At 69.1% G+C, this 15,417-nt stretch carries 15 protein-coding genes and 1 rRNA gene; all 16 read left to right on the top strand.

The features are described 5' to 3' along the window. The first annotated feature begins 8 nt into the window (after positions 1–8). The 16 genes from rrf to HQ325_RS22135 all read left to right on the top strand — a co-directional run bounded on the left by rrf (position 9) and on the right by HQ325_RS22135 (position 15,398). Positions 9–125, top strand: a 5S ribosomal RNA gene (gene rrf / locus HQ325_RS22210). A 119-nt stretch (positions 126–244) separates the two neighbouring features. After that, complete coding sequence (locus HQ325_RS22205; protein ID WP_222632722.1) at positions 245–1,279, top strand: hypothetical protein; 1,035 nt, start codon at positions 245–247, stop codon at positions 1,277–1,279. Next, on the top strand, positions 1,276–2,286 hold the full coding sequence (locus tag HQ325_RS22200) for an HAD-IIA family hydrolase (RefSeq protein ID WP_222632478.1): 1,011 nt from the start codon (positions 1,276–1,278) through the stop codon (positions 2,284–2,286). Before HQ325_RS22205 ends, HQ325_RS22200 begins: the two co-directional genes overlap by 4 nt. A 59-nt stretch (positions 2,287–2,345) precedes the next feature. Next, on the top strand, positions 2,346–2,600 hold the full coding sequence (locus HQ325_RS22195) for a hypothetical protein (protein ID WP_222631329.1): 255 nt from the start codon (positions 2,346–2,348) through the stop codon (positions 2,598–2,600). Between the two features lies 1 nt (position 2,601). Then, a complete protein-coding gene (locus tag HQ325_RS22190; protein WP_222632476.1) occupies positions 2,602–3,435 on the top strand; it encodes a TlyA family RNA methyltransferase in 834 nt (277 codons plus the stop codon). Beyond that, positions 3,432–4,376 (top strand): NAD kinase, encoded by a 945-nt coding sequence (locus tag HQ325_RS22185; RefSeq protein WP_027505467.1) that lies wholly within the window; start codon positions 3,432–3,434, stop codon positions 4,374–4,376. Before HQ325_RS22190 ends, HQ325_RS22185 begins: the two co-directional genes overlap by 4 nt. A 5-nt stretch (positions 4,377–4,381) precedes the next feature. Next, positions 4,382–6,151: a DNA repair protein RecN gene (gene recN / locus HQ325_RS22180; protein WP_027505466.1), complete on the top strand. Its 1,770-nt coding sequence runs from the start codon at positions 4,382–4,384 to the stop codon at positions 6,149–6,151. Between the two features lie 111 nt (positions 6,152–6,262). Then, positions 6,263–7,447: a putative cytokinetic ring protein SteA gene (gene steA, locus HQ325_RS22175; RefSeq protein WP_027505465.1), complete on the top strand. Its 1,185-nt coding sequence runs from the start codon at positions 6,263–6,265 to the stop codon at positions 7,445–7,447. Next, on the top strand, positions 7,444–8,391 hold the full coding sequence (locus HQ325_RS22170; RefSeq protein ID WP_027505464.1) for a copper transporter: 948 nt from the start codon (positions 7,444–7,446) through the stop codon (positions 8,389–8,391). Before steA ends, HQ325_RS22170 begins: the two co-directional genes overlap by 4 nt. Before the next feature lie 150 nt (positions 8,392–8,541). Next, positions 8,542–10,278 (top strand): CTP synthase, encoded by a 1,737-nt coding sequence (locus HQ325_RS22165; RefSeq protein WP_222632474.1) that lies wholly within the window; start codon positions 8,542–8,544, stop codon positions 10,276–10,278. Further along, the gene (locus tag HQ325_RS22160) at positions 10,275–10,913 is read left to right on the top strand and encodes an NUDIX hydrolase (RefSeq protein ID WP_308014750.1); all 639 of its coding nucleotides are present in this window, start codon (positions 10,275–10,277) and stop codon (positions 10,911–10,913) included. Before HQ325_RS22165 ends, HQ325_RS22160 begins: the two co-directional genes overlap by 4 nt. Next, positions 10,903–11,829 (top strand): site-specific tyrosine recombinase XerD, encoded by a 927-nt coding sequence (gene xerD / locus HQ325_RS22155; RefSeq protein ID WP_222632469.1) that lies wholly within the window; start codon positions 10,903–10,905, stop codon positions 11,827–11,829. The genes HQ325_RS22160 and xerD overlap by 11 nt, the downstream gene beginning before the upstream one ends. Before the next feature lie 106 nt (positions 11,830–11,935). After that, positions 11,936–12,835, top strand: coding sequence for a ParA family protein (locus HQ325_RS22150; protein ID WP_051613290.1), 900 nt, complete (start codon positions 11,936–11,938; stop codon positions 12,833–12,835). Beyond that, on the top strand, positions 12,832–13,680 hold the full coding sequence (locus HQ325_RS22145) for a segregation/condensation protein A (protein WP_222632467.1): 849 nt from the start codon (positions 12,832–12,834) through the stop codon (positions 13,678–13,680). Before HQ325_RS22150 ends, HQ325_RS22145 begins: the two co-directional genes overlap by 4 nt. Then, positions 13,677–14,351: an SMC-Scp complex subunit ScpB gene (gene scpB, locus HQ325_RS22140; RefSeq protein ID WP_204867272.1), complete on the top strand. Its 675-nt coding sequence runs from the start codon at positions 13,677–13,679 to the stop codon at positions 14,349–14,351. Before HQ325_RS22145 ends, scpB begins: the two co-directional genes overlap by 4 nt. A 9-nt stretch (positions 14,352–14,360) precedes the next feature. After that, the gene (locus HQ325_RS22135) at positions 14,361–15,398 is read left to right on the top strand and encodes a pseudouridine synthase (RefSeq protein ID WP_081821205.1); all 1,038 of its coding nucleotides are present in this window, start codon (positions 14,361–14,363) and stop codon (positions 15,396–15,398) included. Positions 15,399–15,417: the final 19 nt, after the last annotated feature.

Raw genomic sequence — 15,417 nt, 5'->3', positions numbered from 1 at the left:
CACAGAGTTTCGGTGGCCATAGCGGAGGGGAAACGCCCGGACCCATTCCGAACCCGGAAGCTAAGCCCTCCAGCGCCGATGGTACTGCACCCGACAGGGTGTGGGAGAGTAGGACACCGCCGAACAATCCGTTCCGAAAGGGGACCCATTCACATGGGTCCCCTTTCGTGTTTCTGCACTCCGATCGTGAGTGCGGCATGATGACACCACCGGTGACGAGCGGGAGAGCTCGGTCGCCGATCGATTGAAAGGAACCACCGTGCCGGAAGAGCCGTCATCGGAAGGTCGTGCGTCCGATTCGGACCGCCGGCCGCCCGCGCGCGACAACCGAGCACCTCGCCGCGACACCGCGGGGGACCGCGGTTCGTTCCGTTCATCGGCCCCTCGTTCCGGTGACCGTTCCGGGAGCCAGGACGAACGCCGCCACACGGGCGACCGTGGACGCTCCGGTGATCGCTCGACGTCCGGCGACCGCAGGCAGGGTTCCAGCAGGGGCCAGGCACCCGACCGCACTCGAGGACAGGGTGCACCTCCCCGCCGTCGCGGCGGTGAAGGGAGCGCCGGTCCGCGCGCCGGCGGTGGGCGAGGACCTGATTCCCGCGCTCCCCGTCCGGTCGAGCCCGATCTGCCGGACGACGTCGACGCGAAAGACCTCGAGCCCGGAGTCCGCCGAGACCTGTTGAGCCTCGACAAGAGCAACGCGGAAGCTGTTGCGCGACACATGGTGATGGTCAGTCAGCTGATCGGAGACGATCCCGCCGCAGCACTGCTGCACGCGCGAGCGGCGCGGCAGCGTGCCGGCCGCATCGCCGTGGTCCGAGAGACGGCCGGCATCGCCGCGTACCACGCAGGGGAGTGGGCGGAGGCTCTGTCCGAGCTCCGCGCTGCCCGACGTATGGCCGGTGGTCCGGGCCTGCTGTCCGTCATGGCTGATTGTGAACGGGGCCTCGGTAGGCCCGAGCGCGCCATCGAGCTCGGACGCAGCGACGAGGCTCGCCAGCTGACGGGTGACGATGCGTCCGAACTGCGCATCGTCGTCGCGGGTGCCCGCATGGACATGGGGCAGTACGACCAGGCGGTGGTGACGCTGCAGACTCCGGATCTCGAGGGAGATCGCACGGGGTCGGCGGCAGCGCGGTTGTACTACGCCTACGCCGACGCTCTCGTGGCCGCCGGTCGAGCGGACGACGGGGTGCAGTGGTTCCTCCGGGCCGCCGCCGCCGACGTCGAGGGTGAGACGGACGCCGAGGACCGAGTCGACGAACTGACCGGTCAGTGACCCGTCTGACCGACGCTCACGACGCTCTGCTGCTCGATCTCGACGGGACTCTGTACCGGGGTCCCGATCCTATCGACGGTGCCGTCGACATTCTCCGCGAGTGCTCCTCGCAGCTCTGCTACGTCACCAACAACGCCAGTCGATCTCCCGCTCAGGTGGCCGAGCACCTACGCGATCTCGGTTTCCGTGCGCCCGACGAGTCGGTGGTGACGAGTTCCCAGGCGGCAGGGCGGCTTCTCGCTCGTCTCCTGCCCGCAGGTGCGTCCGTGCTGGTCGTCGGGACCGAAGCTCTCGAGGCAGAGGTGTCCGCCGCCGGCCTGGTGCCGGTCCGTACAGCGGACCCCACTCCGGACGCGGTCGTCCAGGGACATTCCCCCGAGACGGGGTGGGCGAACATCGCCGAGGCGACCTACGCGGTCCGTGCCGGCGCACGCTGGGTGGCCACGAATGCCGACACCAGCCTGCCGACTCCTCGCGGTCTCGGGCCGGGAAACGGTGCCATGGTCGCGGCGGTCGCCGCAGCGACGGGGGCCACCCCGATCGTGGCGGGCAAGCCCGAGGCACCTCTCATGAAGGACGCGCTCGAGCGCAGCGGGTCGACCACGCCGCTGGTGGTGGGTGACCGTCTGGACACGGACATCGCGGGGGCCAACGAGGTGGGTGTGCCGTCACTCCTCGTGCTCACCGGAGTGAGCACCGTGCACGATGTGCTCACTGCCGTACCGCACGAGCGCCCCACGTACCTCGCGTCGTCCCTGTCGGCTCTGCTCGAGGAGCCGGCCGCGTCTCTCGTTCCCTCCGAGCCTTCCGACACCTGGTCGGTGTCGCTGTCCGGTTCCGTGCTGCGAGTCGAGACCACGGGCGACGGCGACGCCGACGCCGACGCCGACCTCTGGATCGAGGCACTGCGCGAAGTTCTCCCCGCGGTCTGGGCGCTCGGCGGCTTCGACACCGTCGAGGGCGCCTCCGGTGCGGCTGCGGATGTCGTCGCGCGGTGGACCGCCTGACACTGACGGTCACCACCGCCGACCGACGTAGTCGGGGGTATCGGCTAGCGTTGTCCGCGATGAGCACGCCCGTTCCCCGCCCCGGTCAGCACTTGCCGTCGCACTCCGATGTCGAGGGCACGTCCGTCGATCCCGACGCCGTCGTCTCGGCTGTCGACGCGCTGGTCGCCGAGGCGGACGTTGCGGCGTCGGCGCCGTTCGGCGAGGGTACGGACGACCCGCACGGCCTGGTCACGCTGACGCGGCAGGCCCGCATCCTCGACCGCGCGCACGAGGTACTCGTCGACGCGCTCGCGTCCGTGGACAAGAACTGACATGGCTCGTCGCGCTCGGGTGGACGCCGAACTCGTCCGCCGCGGTCTGGCCCGATCTCGGGATCACGCCTCGGAGCTCATCTCGGACGGCCGAGTGCTGATCGCCGGCACCGTGGCCACGAAGCCCGCCACCGCGGTCGAGCCCGGCACGGCGCTACGGGTCACCGAGGTCTCCGACGAGGTGTCGTGGGCCTCTCGAGGTGCACACAAGCTGCTGGGCGCGCTCGCCGCCTTCGAGCCACGCGGTGTCACGGTGGAGGGTGCGCGGTGTCTCGACGCGGGTGCGTCCACCGGTGGGTTCACCGACGTGCTGTTGTCCAAGGGTGCACGCGAGGTCGTGGCGGTCGACGTCGGCTACGGACAGTTGGTGTGGCGGCTACGGACCGACGAGCGGGTGCGAGTCCTCGACCGTACGAACGTCCGCGGCATCGACGCCGAGGCCATCGGCGGGCCGGTCGACCTCGTGGTCGCCGACCTGTCCTTCATCTCGTTGGCTCTCGTACTCCCGGCGTTCGCCGCGTGTGCCCGTCCGGGTGCCAGCATCCTCCCGATGGTCAAGCCCCAGTTCGAGGTCGGCAAGGATCGCGTCGGTGCAGGGGGAGTGGTCCGCGATCCCGCCCTGCGCGCGGACGCGGTGCTGGGAGTCGCACGCGCCGCGGCCGACCTGGGCCTGGTCACGTCCGGTGTGGAGCCGAGCCCACTGCCCGGTCCGTCCGGCAACGTCGAGTACTTCCTGTGGCTCACCGTTCCGGGTCCGGACCACGATCCGAGCACAGCCCAGTCGACGTCCGTCGAGCAACTGGTGTCCGACGCCGTGGAGAAGGGGCCTCAGTGAGCGAGTCGACCGTGCCCGAGCGCACCATCCTGCTGGTCGCGCATCCGGGTCGCCCGGACATCGAGCAGACGGCTCTGCGCGCGGCGAAGGTGTTCCACGATCACGGGATCGCTCTGCGCGTGCTCGTCGACGAGCACGACACGTCGCGGTTGGAGTCGACGTCGGGGATCGATGCGCTCTCCACACCGCAGTCCGACGTCTCCGTCGTGGAGTTCGGTCCGTCGGCGGCGGTGGGCTGCGAGCTCGTCCTCGTCCTCGGCGGCGACGGAACCTTCCTGCGCGCTGCGGAACTCGCGCGGGTGGCGTCCATCCCGGTGCTCGGCGTGAACCTGGGACGCATCGGATTCCTCGCCGAGGCGGAGGCCGACGATCTCGAGGAGACCCTGGCCATCGTGGTGCGCCGCGAGTACCGCATCGAACCGCGGATGACGCTGGACATCACCGTGCACGTCGACGGCGAGATCATCGAACGTGGGTGGGCGCTGAACGAGGCCAGTATCGAGAACGGGTCGCGGCTCGGGGTGCTCGAGGTGGTGCTCGAGGTGGACGACCGTCCGGTGTCCTCGTTCGGGTGCGACGGTGTTCTGCTGTCGACCCCCACCGGGTCCACCGCCTATGCGTTCTCGGCCGGTGGTCCGGTCGTGTGGCCGGAGCTCGAGGCGATCCTCGTCATCCCCAGTAACGCCCACGCGCTGTTCGCGCGGCCCCTGGTGACCAGTCCCGAGTCACACATCGCCATCGAGACCTTCGACGGCGGACACGACGCGGTGGTCTTCTGCGACGGCAGGCGCACCCTGCGCCTGCCCGCCGGTGCTCGCGTCGAGGTGGTGCGAGGATGTGAGCCGATCAAGTGGATCCGGCTCGACTCCGCGCCGTTCGCCGATCGACTCGTACACAAGTTCGCCTTGCCGGTCACCGGCTGGCGGGGGAGGGTGACGTAACCGACGTGTTGTCCGAAATTCGTATCGACGGCCTGGGAGTCATCGCCGAGGCGACGGCGTCGTTCTCGGAGGGTCTGACGGTGCTCACCGGTGAGACCGGTGCCGGCAAGACGATGGTCGTCACCAGCCTGCATCTGCTCTCCGGCGCGCGCGCCGACGCCGGTCGTGTCCGTGTCGGCGCCGACCGCGCGGTGGTCGAGGGGCGTTTCACCACCGACCACGTCACCGACCAGGTCCGCGGTGACGTGGAGCAGTTGCTCGAGTCCACCGGCGGTCGGCGCGACGAGGACGACAGCATCATCGCCCTCCGGACGGTCGGGAGCGACGGCCGATCACGTGCTCATCTCGGCGGCCGCAGTGTGCCCGCAGGCGTCCTGTCGGAGTTCACCGGATCGTTGCTCACGGTGCACGGACAGAACGATCAACTGCGTCTGCAGCGCAGCGATCAGCAGTTGGCCGCTCTGGACCGCTTCGCTGCGGACGCCATCGGGCCGCTGCTCGAGACGTACCGCACTCGTCGCTCCCAGTGGGTCGCTGCGGTGACCGAACTGCGGGAGCGGACGGAGAAGGCTCGCGAACTCGCGCGCGAGGCGGACCAGCTCACGTTCGCCCTGAACGAGATCGACGCGGTCGCACCGGCACCGCACGAGGACACCGACATCGCGGCGACCGTCCGGCGGCTCAGCGATCTCGACTCGCTCCGCGATGCGGCGTCCGCCGCGCACACGGCGCTCACCGGTGGCGACGACCCCGGCGACGTGTCCGTCATGGCGCTGTTGGGCGAGGCCCGCGATCGACTCGCCTCGACCGACGACGAGATTCTCTCGGCCGTCGGCCCACGTCTCGCCGAGGCTATCGCGGTGGTGACCGACGTCGGTGCCGAGCTCACCTCGTACCTCGAGGATCTGCCCGCCGATCCGGAGTCACTGGACACGCTGCTCTCGCGTCAAGCGGAGCTCAAGAGTCTGACTCGCAAGTACGCCGCCGACGTGGACGGAGTGCTCGCGTGGGCGGAGGACGCACGAACCCGCCTGACGGGACTGGACGTCTCCGCCGACGCCGTGGCAGCGCTGACCGAGCGCGTCTCCACCACCGGAGCAGCGACCGCCGAGGTCGCACGCAAGCTGTCGGCCGCGCGGGTGAAAGCTGCGGCGAAACTGTCCAAGGCGGTCAGCGCCGAACTCGCCGGCCTGGCGATGGGCAAGGCCAAGCTGGACGTCGAGGTGCGCCCCCGCGCTGCGGGTGCGGACGATCGGTCGGCGCTGTCCGTCGACGGAACCGCGCTGCACGCCGGGTCGACCGGCACCGACGAGATCGAGTTCCGTCTGTCCGCGCACAGCGGTGCGCAGTCGCTGCCGCTCAACAAGAGCGCGTCCGGCGGTGAGCTCTCCCGCGTGATGTTGGCGCTCGAGGTGGTCCTCGCGCGATCGGATGCCGGAGCGACCATGGTCTTCGACGAGGTCGATGCCGGCGTGGGTGGTCGCGCCGCCGTGGAGATCGGCAAGCGGCTGGCACGCCTGGCCAGGACGCACCAGGTCATCGTCGTGACGCACCTCCCGCAGGTCGCGGCGTTCGCCGACACGCACCTGGTGGTGAACAAGACCGACGGAAAACGTGGCGGCCCCAACAGTGGTGTGCGCACTCTGACGGATTCCGAGCGTGTCGTGGAACTCGCGCGCATGCTCGCCGGGCTCGACGACACCGAGACCGGCCGGGCACATGCCGAGGAACTGTTGCGCACCGCGACGGCGGAACGGGAGTCCGCGACCGCCTGAGAGCGATGTGCCGGTGTGACTCATGTGCCGGTGTGACTCATGTGAATGATGTGGTAGTTGTTACGGCGCGCCTCCGCCGATGCTGCCGTGTTGTTGTCCATCATCGTGTGCATGAAGATGCCGGCTCTGCTCTCGCGTAGTCATGACTCACTTCCCGGAGTCACGGGAATCGCTCGGGTCGATCGCTCCACGGCCAAGCTCCTGCGCCGTGTCGGTCCCGGAGACATCGTCGTTCTCGACGAACTCGACCTCGACCGGATCACCGCCGACCTGCTGGTGCAGGCCGGCGTGACGGCCGTCGTCAATGCCTCCGCCTCGATCTCGGGGCGGTACCCCAATCTCGGTCCGGAGGTGCTCGTCGCCAACGGCATCGAGCTCATCGACGAGGTGGGCTCCGACGTCTTCAAGAAGGTCAAGGACGGTTCGAAGATCCGCCTGCACGACGGCAACGTGTACGCCGGGGAGCGACGTCTCGCCACCGGCACCGAGCAGTCCGAGGCCGACATCTCCGACCGCATGATCGAGGCCAAGTCCGGTCTGATCGATCACCTGGAAGCGTTCTCGGGCAACACGATCGAGTTCATCCGCACCGAGTCGCCGCTGCTGATCGACGGCGTCGGAGTGCCCGAGGTGGACGTCGACATGAACGGTCGTCACGTCGTGGTCGTCGCCGAGGGCACCGACCACGTGGCCGATCTCAAGTCGCTCAAGCCGTTCATCAAGGAGTACTCGCCGATCCTCATCGGTGTCGGCGCCGGCGCCGACACGCTGTCGGAGGCGGGATATCGCCCCGACCTGATCGTCGGCGACCCGGACGACGTGAGCAGCCGCACGCTGAAGTCCGGCGCCGAGGTGGTGCTCCCCGCCGATTCCGACGGCCACGCCAAGGGCCTCGAACGCATCCAGGACCTGGGCATCGGAGCCATGACGTTCCCGGCCACGGGCACCCCGGCGGACCTCGCGCTCCTGCTCGCCGACCACCACGGCGCCTCACTCATCGTCACGGTCGGATGTGCCGCGTCGCTCGACGAGTTCTTCGACGCCAGCAAGCGCGCAGACACACCGTCGACGTTCATGACCCGACTCAAGGTCGGTCCGAAACTGGTGGACGCCAAGGCCATGGCGACGCTGTACCGCAGCCGGGTCTCCGGTGGCGCGGTGGCGTTGCTCGTCCTCGCAGCCCTCATCGCCGTCATCGCGGCGCTCGTCGTGACCAACGGCAGCGGTGCGACTCTGGACTGGGCGATCGAGACCTGGAACAGCTTCGCCCTGTGGGTGCAGGGGCTGCTTCAGTGATTTCGCTTCGTCAGCACACCATCTCGTTGATCGCGGTGTTCCTGGCGCTCGCGGTCGGAGTCGTCCTCGGCTCGGGCCTGCTGTCCGGTCGAGTGCTGTCCGGACTGCGCGACGACCGGGACGATCTGCAGACCGAGGTGAACGACCTGCAGTCGGCGAACAACGCACTCGGTGAGCAACTCAACGCCGCCGACGGTTTCGATGCGGCCGTCGCGACCCGGGTGGTCGCGGGAGCGCTGGCCGACCGCACCGTCGTGCTGGTCACCACGCCCGACGCAGACCCCGCCGACGTGGAGGGTGTGCAGCGCACCATCGCCGACGCGGGCGGGTCGGTGACCGGACGAGTGGGGCTCACCGAGGCGTTCGTGTCCGCCGCCAGCGGCGACGATCTCCGCACGCGCCTCACCAACGTGGTTCCCGCAGGCGCGCAACTGCGTACGGGATCGGTGGATCAGGGCAGCCTCGCGGGCGATCTGCTCGGTACGGTGCTGTTGCTGAACGCGCAGACCGCCCAACCGCAGAGCACGCCGGAGGAACTGGGCCTGGCCCTCGACACCCTGCGCGGCGGCGGTTTCATCACGTACGACGACGGCGCCGTGGCACCGGCACAGCTCGCGGTGGTGGTCTCCGGACAGGCCGCCGACTCGGGTGAGGACGGCAACCGCGGCGCGATCGTGGCTCGCTTTGCCGGCGCTCTGGACGGGCGCGGAGCCGGAACCGTGCTCGCGGGCCGTGCCGGTTCGGCCGAGGGTAGCGGTCCCATCGCGGTGGTGCGGTCGGATTCCGCCCTCGCAGCCGGGACCAGCACCGTCGACGACGTCGATCGCACGTCGGGGCGCATCACCGTCGCCTTGGCACTCGGTGAGCAGCTCGCCGGTGGCACGGGTCGGTACGGAACGGGTCCTGCCGCGACGGCCGTGACCGTGGGAGCGACCCCGAGCTAGATGCTCCAGCCGTCGTCGCCCGCGTGGTGTCGACCGAACTCGCGTGAAGGTGTTACCGTGAAGTCCCGTGGGTCGGCCAGGTTCCGAACCACTCGATGTTGAGCGATTCGCTCGCTGTCACCATCGGGTCGCACCGTCACGGGAGTCTCTTTGCAGTCACGCATTCACACGCGGGCCGACATCAAGCACATCTTCGTCAGCGGCGGCGTCGCGTCGTCGCTCGGCAAGGGGCTCACGGCCTCGAGCCTCGGTCAGCTTCTCACCTCACGTGGCCTTCGCGTCACGATGCAGAAGCTCGATCCCTATCTCAACGTCGATCCCGGAACGATGAACCCGTTCCAGCACGGCGAGGTCTTCGTCACCGAGGACGGCGCGGAGACCGACCTCGACGTCGGCCACTACGAGCGGTTTCTCGATCGGGATCTCTCCGGCTACGCCAACGTGACCACCGGCCAGGTGTACTCCACGGTGATCGCCAAGGAACGTCGTGGCGAGTACCTCGGCGACACCGTCCAGGTCATCCCGCACATCACCGACGAGATCAAGGCCCGCATCCTCGCGATGCGCGGACCGGATCTGCAGGGCCAGGAGCCCGACGTCGTCATCACCGAGATCGGTGGCACCGTCGGCGACATCGAGTCGCAGCCCTTCCTCGAAGCGGCGCGTCAGGTCCGCCACGACGTGGGCCGGGAGAACGTCTTCTTCCTCCACGTCTCGCTCGTTCCGTTCCTCGCGCCCTCGGGTGAGCTCAAGACCAAGCCGACGCAGCACTCGGTGGCGGCGTTGCGCAGCATCGGTATTCAGCCCGACGCGCTGATCCTGCGATCCGACCGCGACGTGCCGCAGGCCCTCAAGGCGAAGATCGCGCTCATGTGCGACGTGGACGTCGACGGGTGCATCTCCACCCCCGACGCGCCCTCCATCTACGACATCCCGCGCGTGCTGCACGGCGAGGGTCTCGACGCGTACGTCGTGCGGCAGCTCGGACTGCCGTTCCGGGACGTCGACTGGACCGTGTGGGGAACCCTCCTCGAGCGAGTGCACCAGCCTCGCGAGACGGTGCGCGTCGCCCTGGTCGGCAAGTACGTCGATCTGCCCGACGCCTACCTGTCGGTGACCGAGGCGCTGCGGGCCGGCGGTTTCGCCAACCGCGCTAAGGTCGAACTCGTGTGGGTGCAGTCCGACGACTGCGACACCGCGGCCGGCGCCAAGCTGGCGCTCGCCGACATCGATGCCGTGGTGATTCCCGGCGGCTTCGGCATCCGCGGTATCGAGGGCAAGCTCGGCGCGATCACCCACGCCCGGACGCACAAGATCCCGACGCTCGGGCTCTGCCTGGGTCTGCAGTGCATGGTCATCGAGGCGGCGCGGTCCGTCGGTCTCACCGATGCGAACTCGGCCGAGTTCGAGCCCGAGACGACACAGCCGGTCATCTCGACGATGGCGGACCAGGAGCAGGCGGTCGCCGGCGAGGCGGACCTGGGCGGCACGATGCGCCTCGGGGCCTACCCCGCCACGCTCACCAAGGGGTCGGTGGTGTCGCAGGCCTACGGCAGCGAGTCCGTCTCCGAGCGTCACCGCCATCGCTACGAGGTCAACAACAGCTACCGCGACCGCATCGCGGAGAGTGGACTGCAGTTCAGCGGCACGTCCCCGGACGGCCACCTGGTCGAGTTCGTCGAACTGCCGCGGAGCGCGCATCCGTTCTTCGTCGGCACGCAGGCGCATCCCGAACTCAAGAGCCGGCCGACGCGGCCGCACCCGCTCTTCGCGTCGCTGATCTCCGCTGCGCTCTCGTACAAGTCCGAGGAGCGGCTTCCCGTCGACGTCCACGGCGACGAGTCCGACACGGCGCAGCCGGCCGAACCCGCCGCGACGAAGGCCTGACCATGGCCGATCGTCACGAGTTCGAGATCCTCGAGTCGTCCGTCGAGTACCAGGGTGCGATTCTCGCGCTCCGGCTCGACCAGGTGACGATGCCCGGCGGTCGAAGGGCCGAACGTGAGGTCGTCGAGCATCACGGTGCGGTCGCCGTGGTCGCGCTGGACGACGACGAGCGCATCGTGCTGATCAGCCAGTACCGGCACCCTCTGGGGCGTCGCCTGCTCGAGCTTCCCGCGGGTCTGTTGGACGAGCCGGGGGAGGATCCCGTCGAGGCCGCGAAGCGTGAGCTGACCGAGGAGACGGGGCTCGCCGCGACGTCCCTGTCGTTGCTGGTCGACGTGGCGGCGTCACCCGGGTTCACGGACGAGACCGTTCGGATCTACCTGGCCGACGAGGTGACCGAGGTCGATCGACCGGAGGCACACGACGAGGAGGCCGACATCGAGCTCGTCCGCGTCCCGGTGGACGAGGCGGTGTCGCGCGTGTTCAGCGGCGAGATCGTGAACGCTTCGGCGGTGGCGGGCATCCTGGCGCTGGCGGCGGTGCGGTCACGCTCGGTTCCGTTGCGGCCGAGCGATGCACCCTGGCGTGATCGACCCACCGCCTTCGAGAAGCGCAAGGGCGCGCATGGCAGCTGACTCGCCGGGCGAGGTGATCGCGACCTATCTCGATCACCTCGCCGTCGAGCGCGGGTCAGCTCGCAACACCATCACCTCGTACCGCCGCGACCTCTCGCGCTACGCCAGCCATCTGGATGAACTCGACCGGAACAGCCTCCGCGACGTCACCGAGGTGGACGTCGCGGAGTTCGTGACGGCCCTCCGGTCCGGCAACGAGCTGTTCCCGCCGCTCGCGGCGAGCAGTGCCGCGCGCACGGTCATCGCCGTTCGCGGAGTCCACCGCTTCGCGCTGGCGGAGGGCATAGTCGACGTCGACGTCGCTGCCGGGGTCAAGCCGCCGGCGCCGGGCCGCCGGCTCCCGAAGTCGCTCTCAGTGGAGCAGGTGTTCGCGCTCCTCGATGCCGTCGCCGGGGAGGCTGCGGACACCCCGCGCGGTCTTCGCGACCGGGCGCTGCTCGAGCTCCTCTACTCCACCGGTGCGCGCATCTCCGAGGCCGTGGGCCTCGACGTCGACGACATCGACTCCGACTCGCGGTCCGTGGTCCTGCACGGCAAGGGCGGCAAGGAGCGCATCGTGCCCATCGGCCGTCCCGCACTCGACGCCGTCGACGCGTACCTCGTCCGTGGTCGACCCGCACTGGTGTCACAGGGCACGCCCGCGCTTCTGCTGAACGTGCGGGGCGGCCGGTTGTCACGCCAGAGCGCGTGGCAGGTCCTGCAGACCGCGGCGGAGCGCGCCGGGATCGGAGCCAGCGTCTCCCCGCACACGCTGCGGCACTCCTTCGCGACCCACCTGCTCGACGGCGGCGCGGACGTACGTGTGGTGCAGGAACTTCTGGGTCACGCCTCGGTGACCACCACGCAGATCTACACACTGGTCACCGTCACGACGTTGCGCGAAGTGTGGGCCGAGGCGCATCCGCGCGCACGGTAGCGTGTCCGCACGAAGCTGCACCCGACACGCGGTAGCGTTCAGAGGAACTGCAGCACGAGGTGAGGATGGAGGTCCGGTGGTGTCAGCGGCGCACGACGACGGAGCACTGTTCCGCACTCGTCAGCCCGAACCGGAACATCCCACGCTGGCCCACCCGTCGGGCATGGGTCCGACGGGCCGCCCGTATCGCGACATCCCGGATCCGCAGCCGCTGTCCTCGCACGGACCGGCGACGGTCATCGCGATGTGCAACCAGAAGGGCGGCGTCGGCAAGACCACGTCGACCATCAATCTGGGTGCGTCGCTGGCCGAGTACGGACGCCGAGTCCTGCTGGTCGACCTCGATCCGCAGGGCGCGCTCTCCGCGGGTCTGGGTGTGCCACACCACGAGTTGGACCTCACGGTGCACAACCTGCTGGTGGAACCGCGGGTGGCGATCGACGACGTCCTCATGCGTACGCGGGTGGACGGGATGGACCTGCTCCCCAGCAACATCGATCTCTCCGCGGCCGAGATCCAACTGGTCACCGAGGTCGGCCGCGAGCAGACGCTGGGACGCGTGCTGCACCCGATTCTCGATCGCTACGACTACGTCCTCATCGACTGCCAGCCGTCGCTCGGCCTGTTGACGGTCAATGCCCTCGCGTGCGCCGATTCCGTGCTCATCCCGATGGAGTGCGAGTACTTCAGTCTGCGCGGACTCGCGTTGCTCAACGACACCGTCGACAAGGTGCGCGATCGCCTCAATCCGCGGCTGAAGCTCGAGGGCATCGTGGTCACCATGTTCGACGCCCGCACGCTGCACTCGCGAGAGGTCATGAATCGCGTGGTCGAGGTGTTCGGCGACGTCGTCTTCGACACCGTCATCACGCGCACCGTGCGTTTCCCGGAGACGAGCGTCGCCGGCGAGCCGATCACCACGTGGGCGCCGAAGTCCGCGGGTGCCGACGCGTACCGGTCGTTGGCCCGCGAGGTCATCCACCGGGACACCGCACCCCAGTCTTGACCGACGGGACGGTCGTGACGGACACGACGGTCGGGGACGCGCCGACGCCCACCGGATTCCAGGTGCGGCTCACCAATTTCGAAGGACCGTTCGACCTGTTGCTGACCCTGATCGGGCAGCACCGACTCGACGTCACCGAGGTCGCACTGCACACCGTCACCGACGACTTCATCGCGTACACCCGCGCGATGGGCGCGGAGATGGGTCTCGACCAGACCACCGAGTTCCTGGTGGTCGCGGCGACCCTGCTGGACCTCAAGGCCGCCCGCCTCCTGCCGTCGGGCGAGGTGGACGACGCCGAGGACCTGGCACTGCTCGAGGTGCGGGACCTGTTGTTCGCGCGGCTGCTGCAGTACCGGGCCTACAAACAGGTGGCGCAGTTGTTCGGCGAACTGGAGAACGCCGCGCTGCGGCGCTATCCGCGATCGGTCTCGCTCGAGGACTCGTTCGCGTCGTTGCTGCCGGAGGTGTTGCTCGGTGTGGATCCGCGCCGCTTCGCCGAGATCGCCGCGGCGGCGTTCACCCCGCGCGAGGTGCCGACGGTCGGTCTCGGCCATCTCCACGCGTCGGCGGTGTCGGTCCCGGAACACGCGCGAGCGATCCTGGCGATGCTGCGCGACCGCGGAGTGGGTGAGTGGGCGACGTTCGCCGACCTGGTCCGCGACTGCGAGGTCACCGTCGAGGTGGTCGCACGGTTCCTCGCGCTGCTCGAGTTGTACCGCGAGAAGGTCGTCGCGTTCGACCAACCCGAGGCGCTGGGCGATCTCGCGGTCACCTGGACCGGGGACGACGACGCTGCCGACATCGACCGGATGGACGTCTCGAGGATGGAGGACTACGGATGACAGCGAGCGAGGACGCTCCCGACGCCCTGTCGGACACCGAGGTGCGCGCGGCGCTCGAGTCGGTGCTGCTCGTCGTCGACACCCCGGCGTCCGTCCCGCAGCTCGCCTCGGCCCTGGACTGTGACGAAACGCGCATCCGGCAGGCACTGACCGCCATGGCCGCCGACCTCACCGCCCGCGGCAGTGGCATCGACCTGCGGTTCGCCGGTGACGGGTGGCGTTTCTACACCCGCACCGAGTACGCGCCCTACGTCGAACGGCTCCTCCTCGACGGTGCGCGGTCCAAGCTCACCCGAGCGGCACTGGAAACCCTCGCTGTGATCGCCTATCGTCAACCGGTTACCCGCGCACGAGTCAGTGCTGTGCGCGGAGTGAACGTGGACGGCGTGATGCGCACTCTCCTCGCGAGAGGTCTCATCGCCGAGGCGGGTCCCGACCCGGACTCTGCGGCGACGCAGTACGTCACCACGGAAATGTTCCTCGAACGGTTGGGGTTGGCGTCACTGTCCGACCTCCCCGAACTTGCTCCGCTGCTTCCGGGCGTGGACATGATCGACGACATCAGCGACAGCATGGACTCCGATCCGCGGGTCCTGCGTGCCGAGCGTCGACGAGAGAACACCGAGTCGAACTCGACCACCGAGTTCGGCACCGACACCACAGACGAATAGGTAAGAAACGTGAACGACTCCGCTCGCCGTGATGGCACACCGGACCGGGACGGCGCATCCGACGCCTCCACTCCCGAACGACAGAAGAAGCGCCCCAACAAGAAGGTCGCCGCTGCTGCGTACAGCAAGCGCACCGAGAGCCGTAAGCCCGGCGGCAAGTCCGGGTACCCCCGGGTGGCTCCCAAGAACAGCGGCTCCAAGCCCGGCAAGTCGCCGAAGCCGGAGCGCAAGACGACGGCTGCTCCGACCATCAGCAACGCCAAGCCCGCCCGCCACCAGCACACCGACGGCCCGCGGCCGCACGTGGCTCCGGAGGACGGTGTGCGCTTGCAGAAGGTGCTCGCCCAGGCGGGCGTCGCCTCCCGTCGCGCCGCCGAGCAGCTCATCGACGAGGGACGCGTCGAGGTCGACGGTCGCATCGTCACCGAGCAGGGTGTCCGCGTCGACCCCGAGGTGGCGGTCGTGCGGGTGGACGGCACCCGTGTGGTCATCAAGGCCGATCTGGTCCACATCGCGCTGAACAAGCCGCGCGGATGGCAGTCCACGATGTCGGACGACCTCGGTCGGCCCTGCATCGGCGACATCGTCTCGGAGCGGGTCCAGGCAGGGCAGCGGCTCTTCCACGTCGGCCGACTCGATGCCGACACCGAGGGTCTGATCCTGCTCACCAACGACGGCGATCTGGCCCATCGGCTGATGCACCCCTCCTTCGAGGTGTCCAAGACGTACCTCGCCACGGTGCAGGGTGTCCTGGACCGCGATGCGGGCAAGAAGCTGCGTTCCGGAGTCGAACTCGACGACGGACCGGCGAAGGTGGACTCCTACGCGGTGCTCGACGTGAACGAGGGCAAGACGCTCGTGAAGGTCGTGCTGCACGAGGGTCGCAAGCACATCGTGCGCCGACTGTTCGACTCGGTCGGGTTCCCGGTGAAACGCCTGGTGCGCACCGACATCGGGGCCGTCGCCCTCGGCGACCAGCGACCCGGCACGCTGCGGGTGCTCGGTCGCGGCGAGGTCGGCAGCCTGTACGGGGCGGTCGGCCTGTGACCGCGTCGGAGGATCGACT

It is taken from the genome of Rhodococcus sp. BP-349 (assembly GCF_019835845.1).
In the GTDB taxonomy this organism is placed as follows: Bacteria; Actinomycetota; Actinomycetes; order Mycobacteriales; family Mycobacteriaceae; genus Rhodococcoides.
This window is presented reverse-complemented; position numbering and strand designations above follow the sequence as displayed.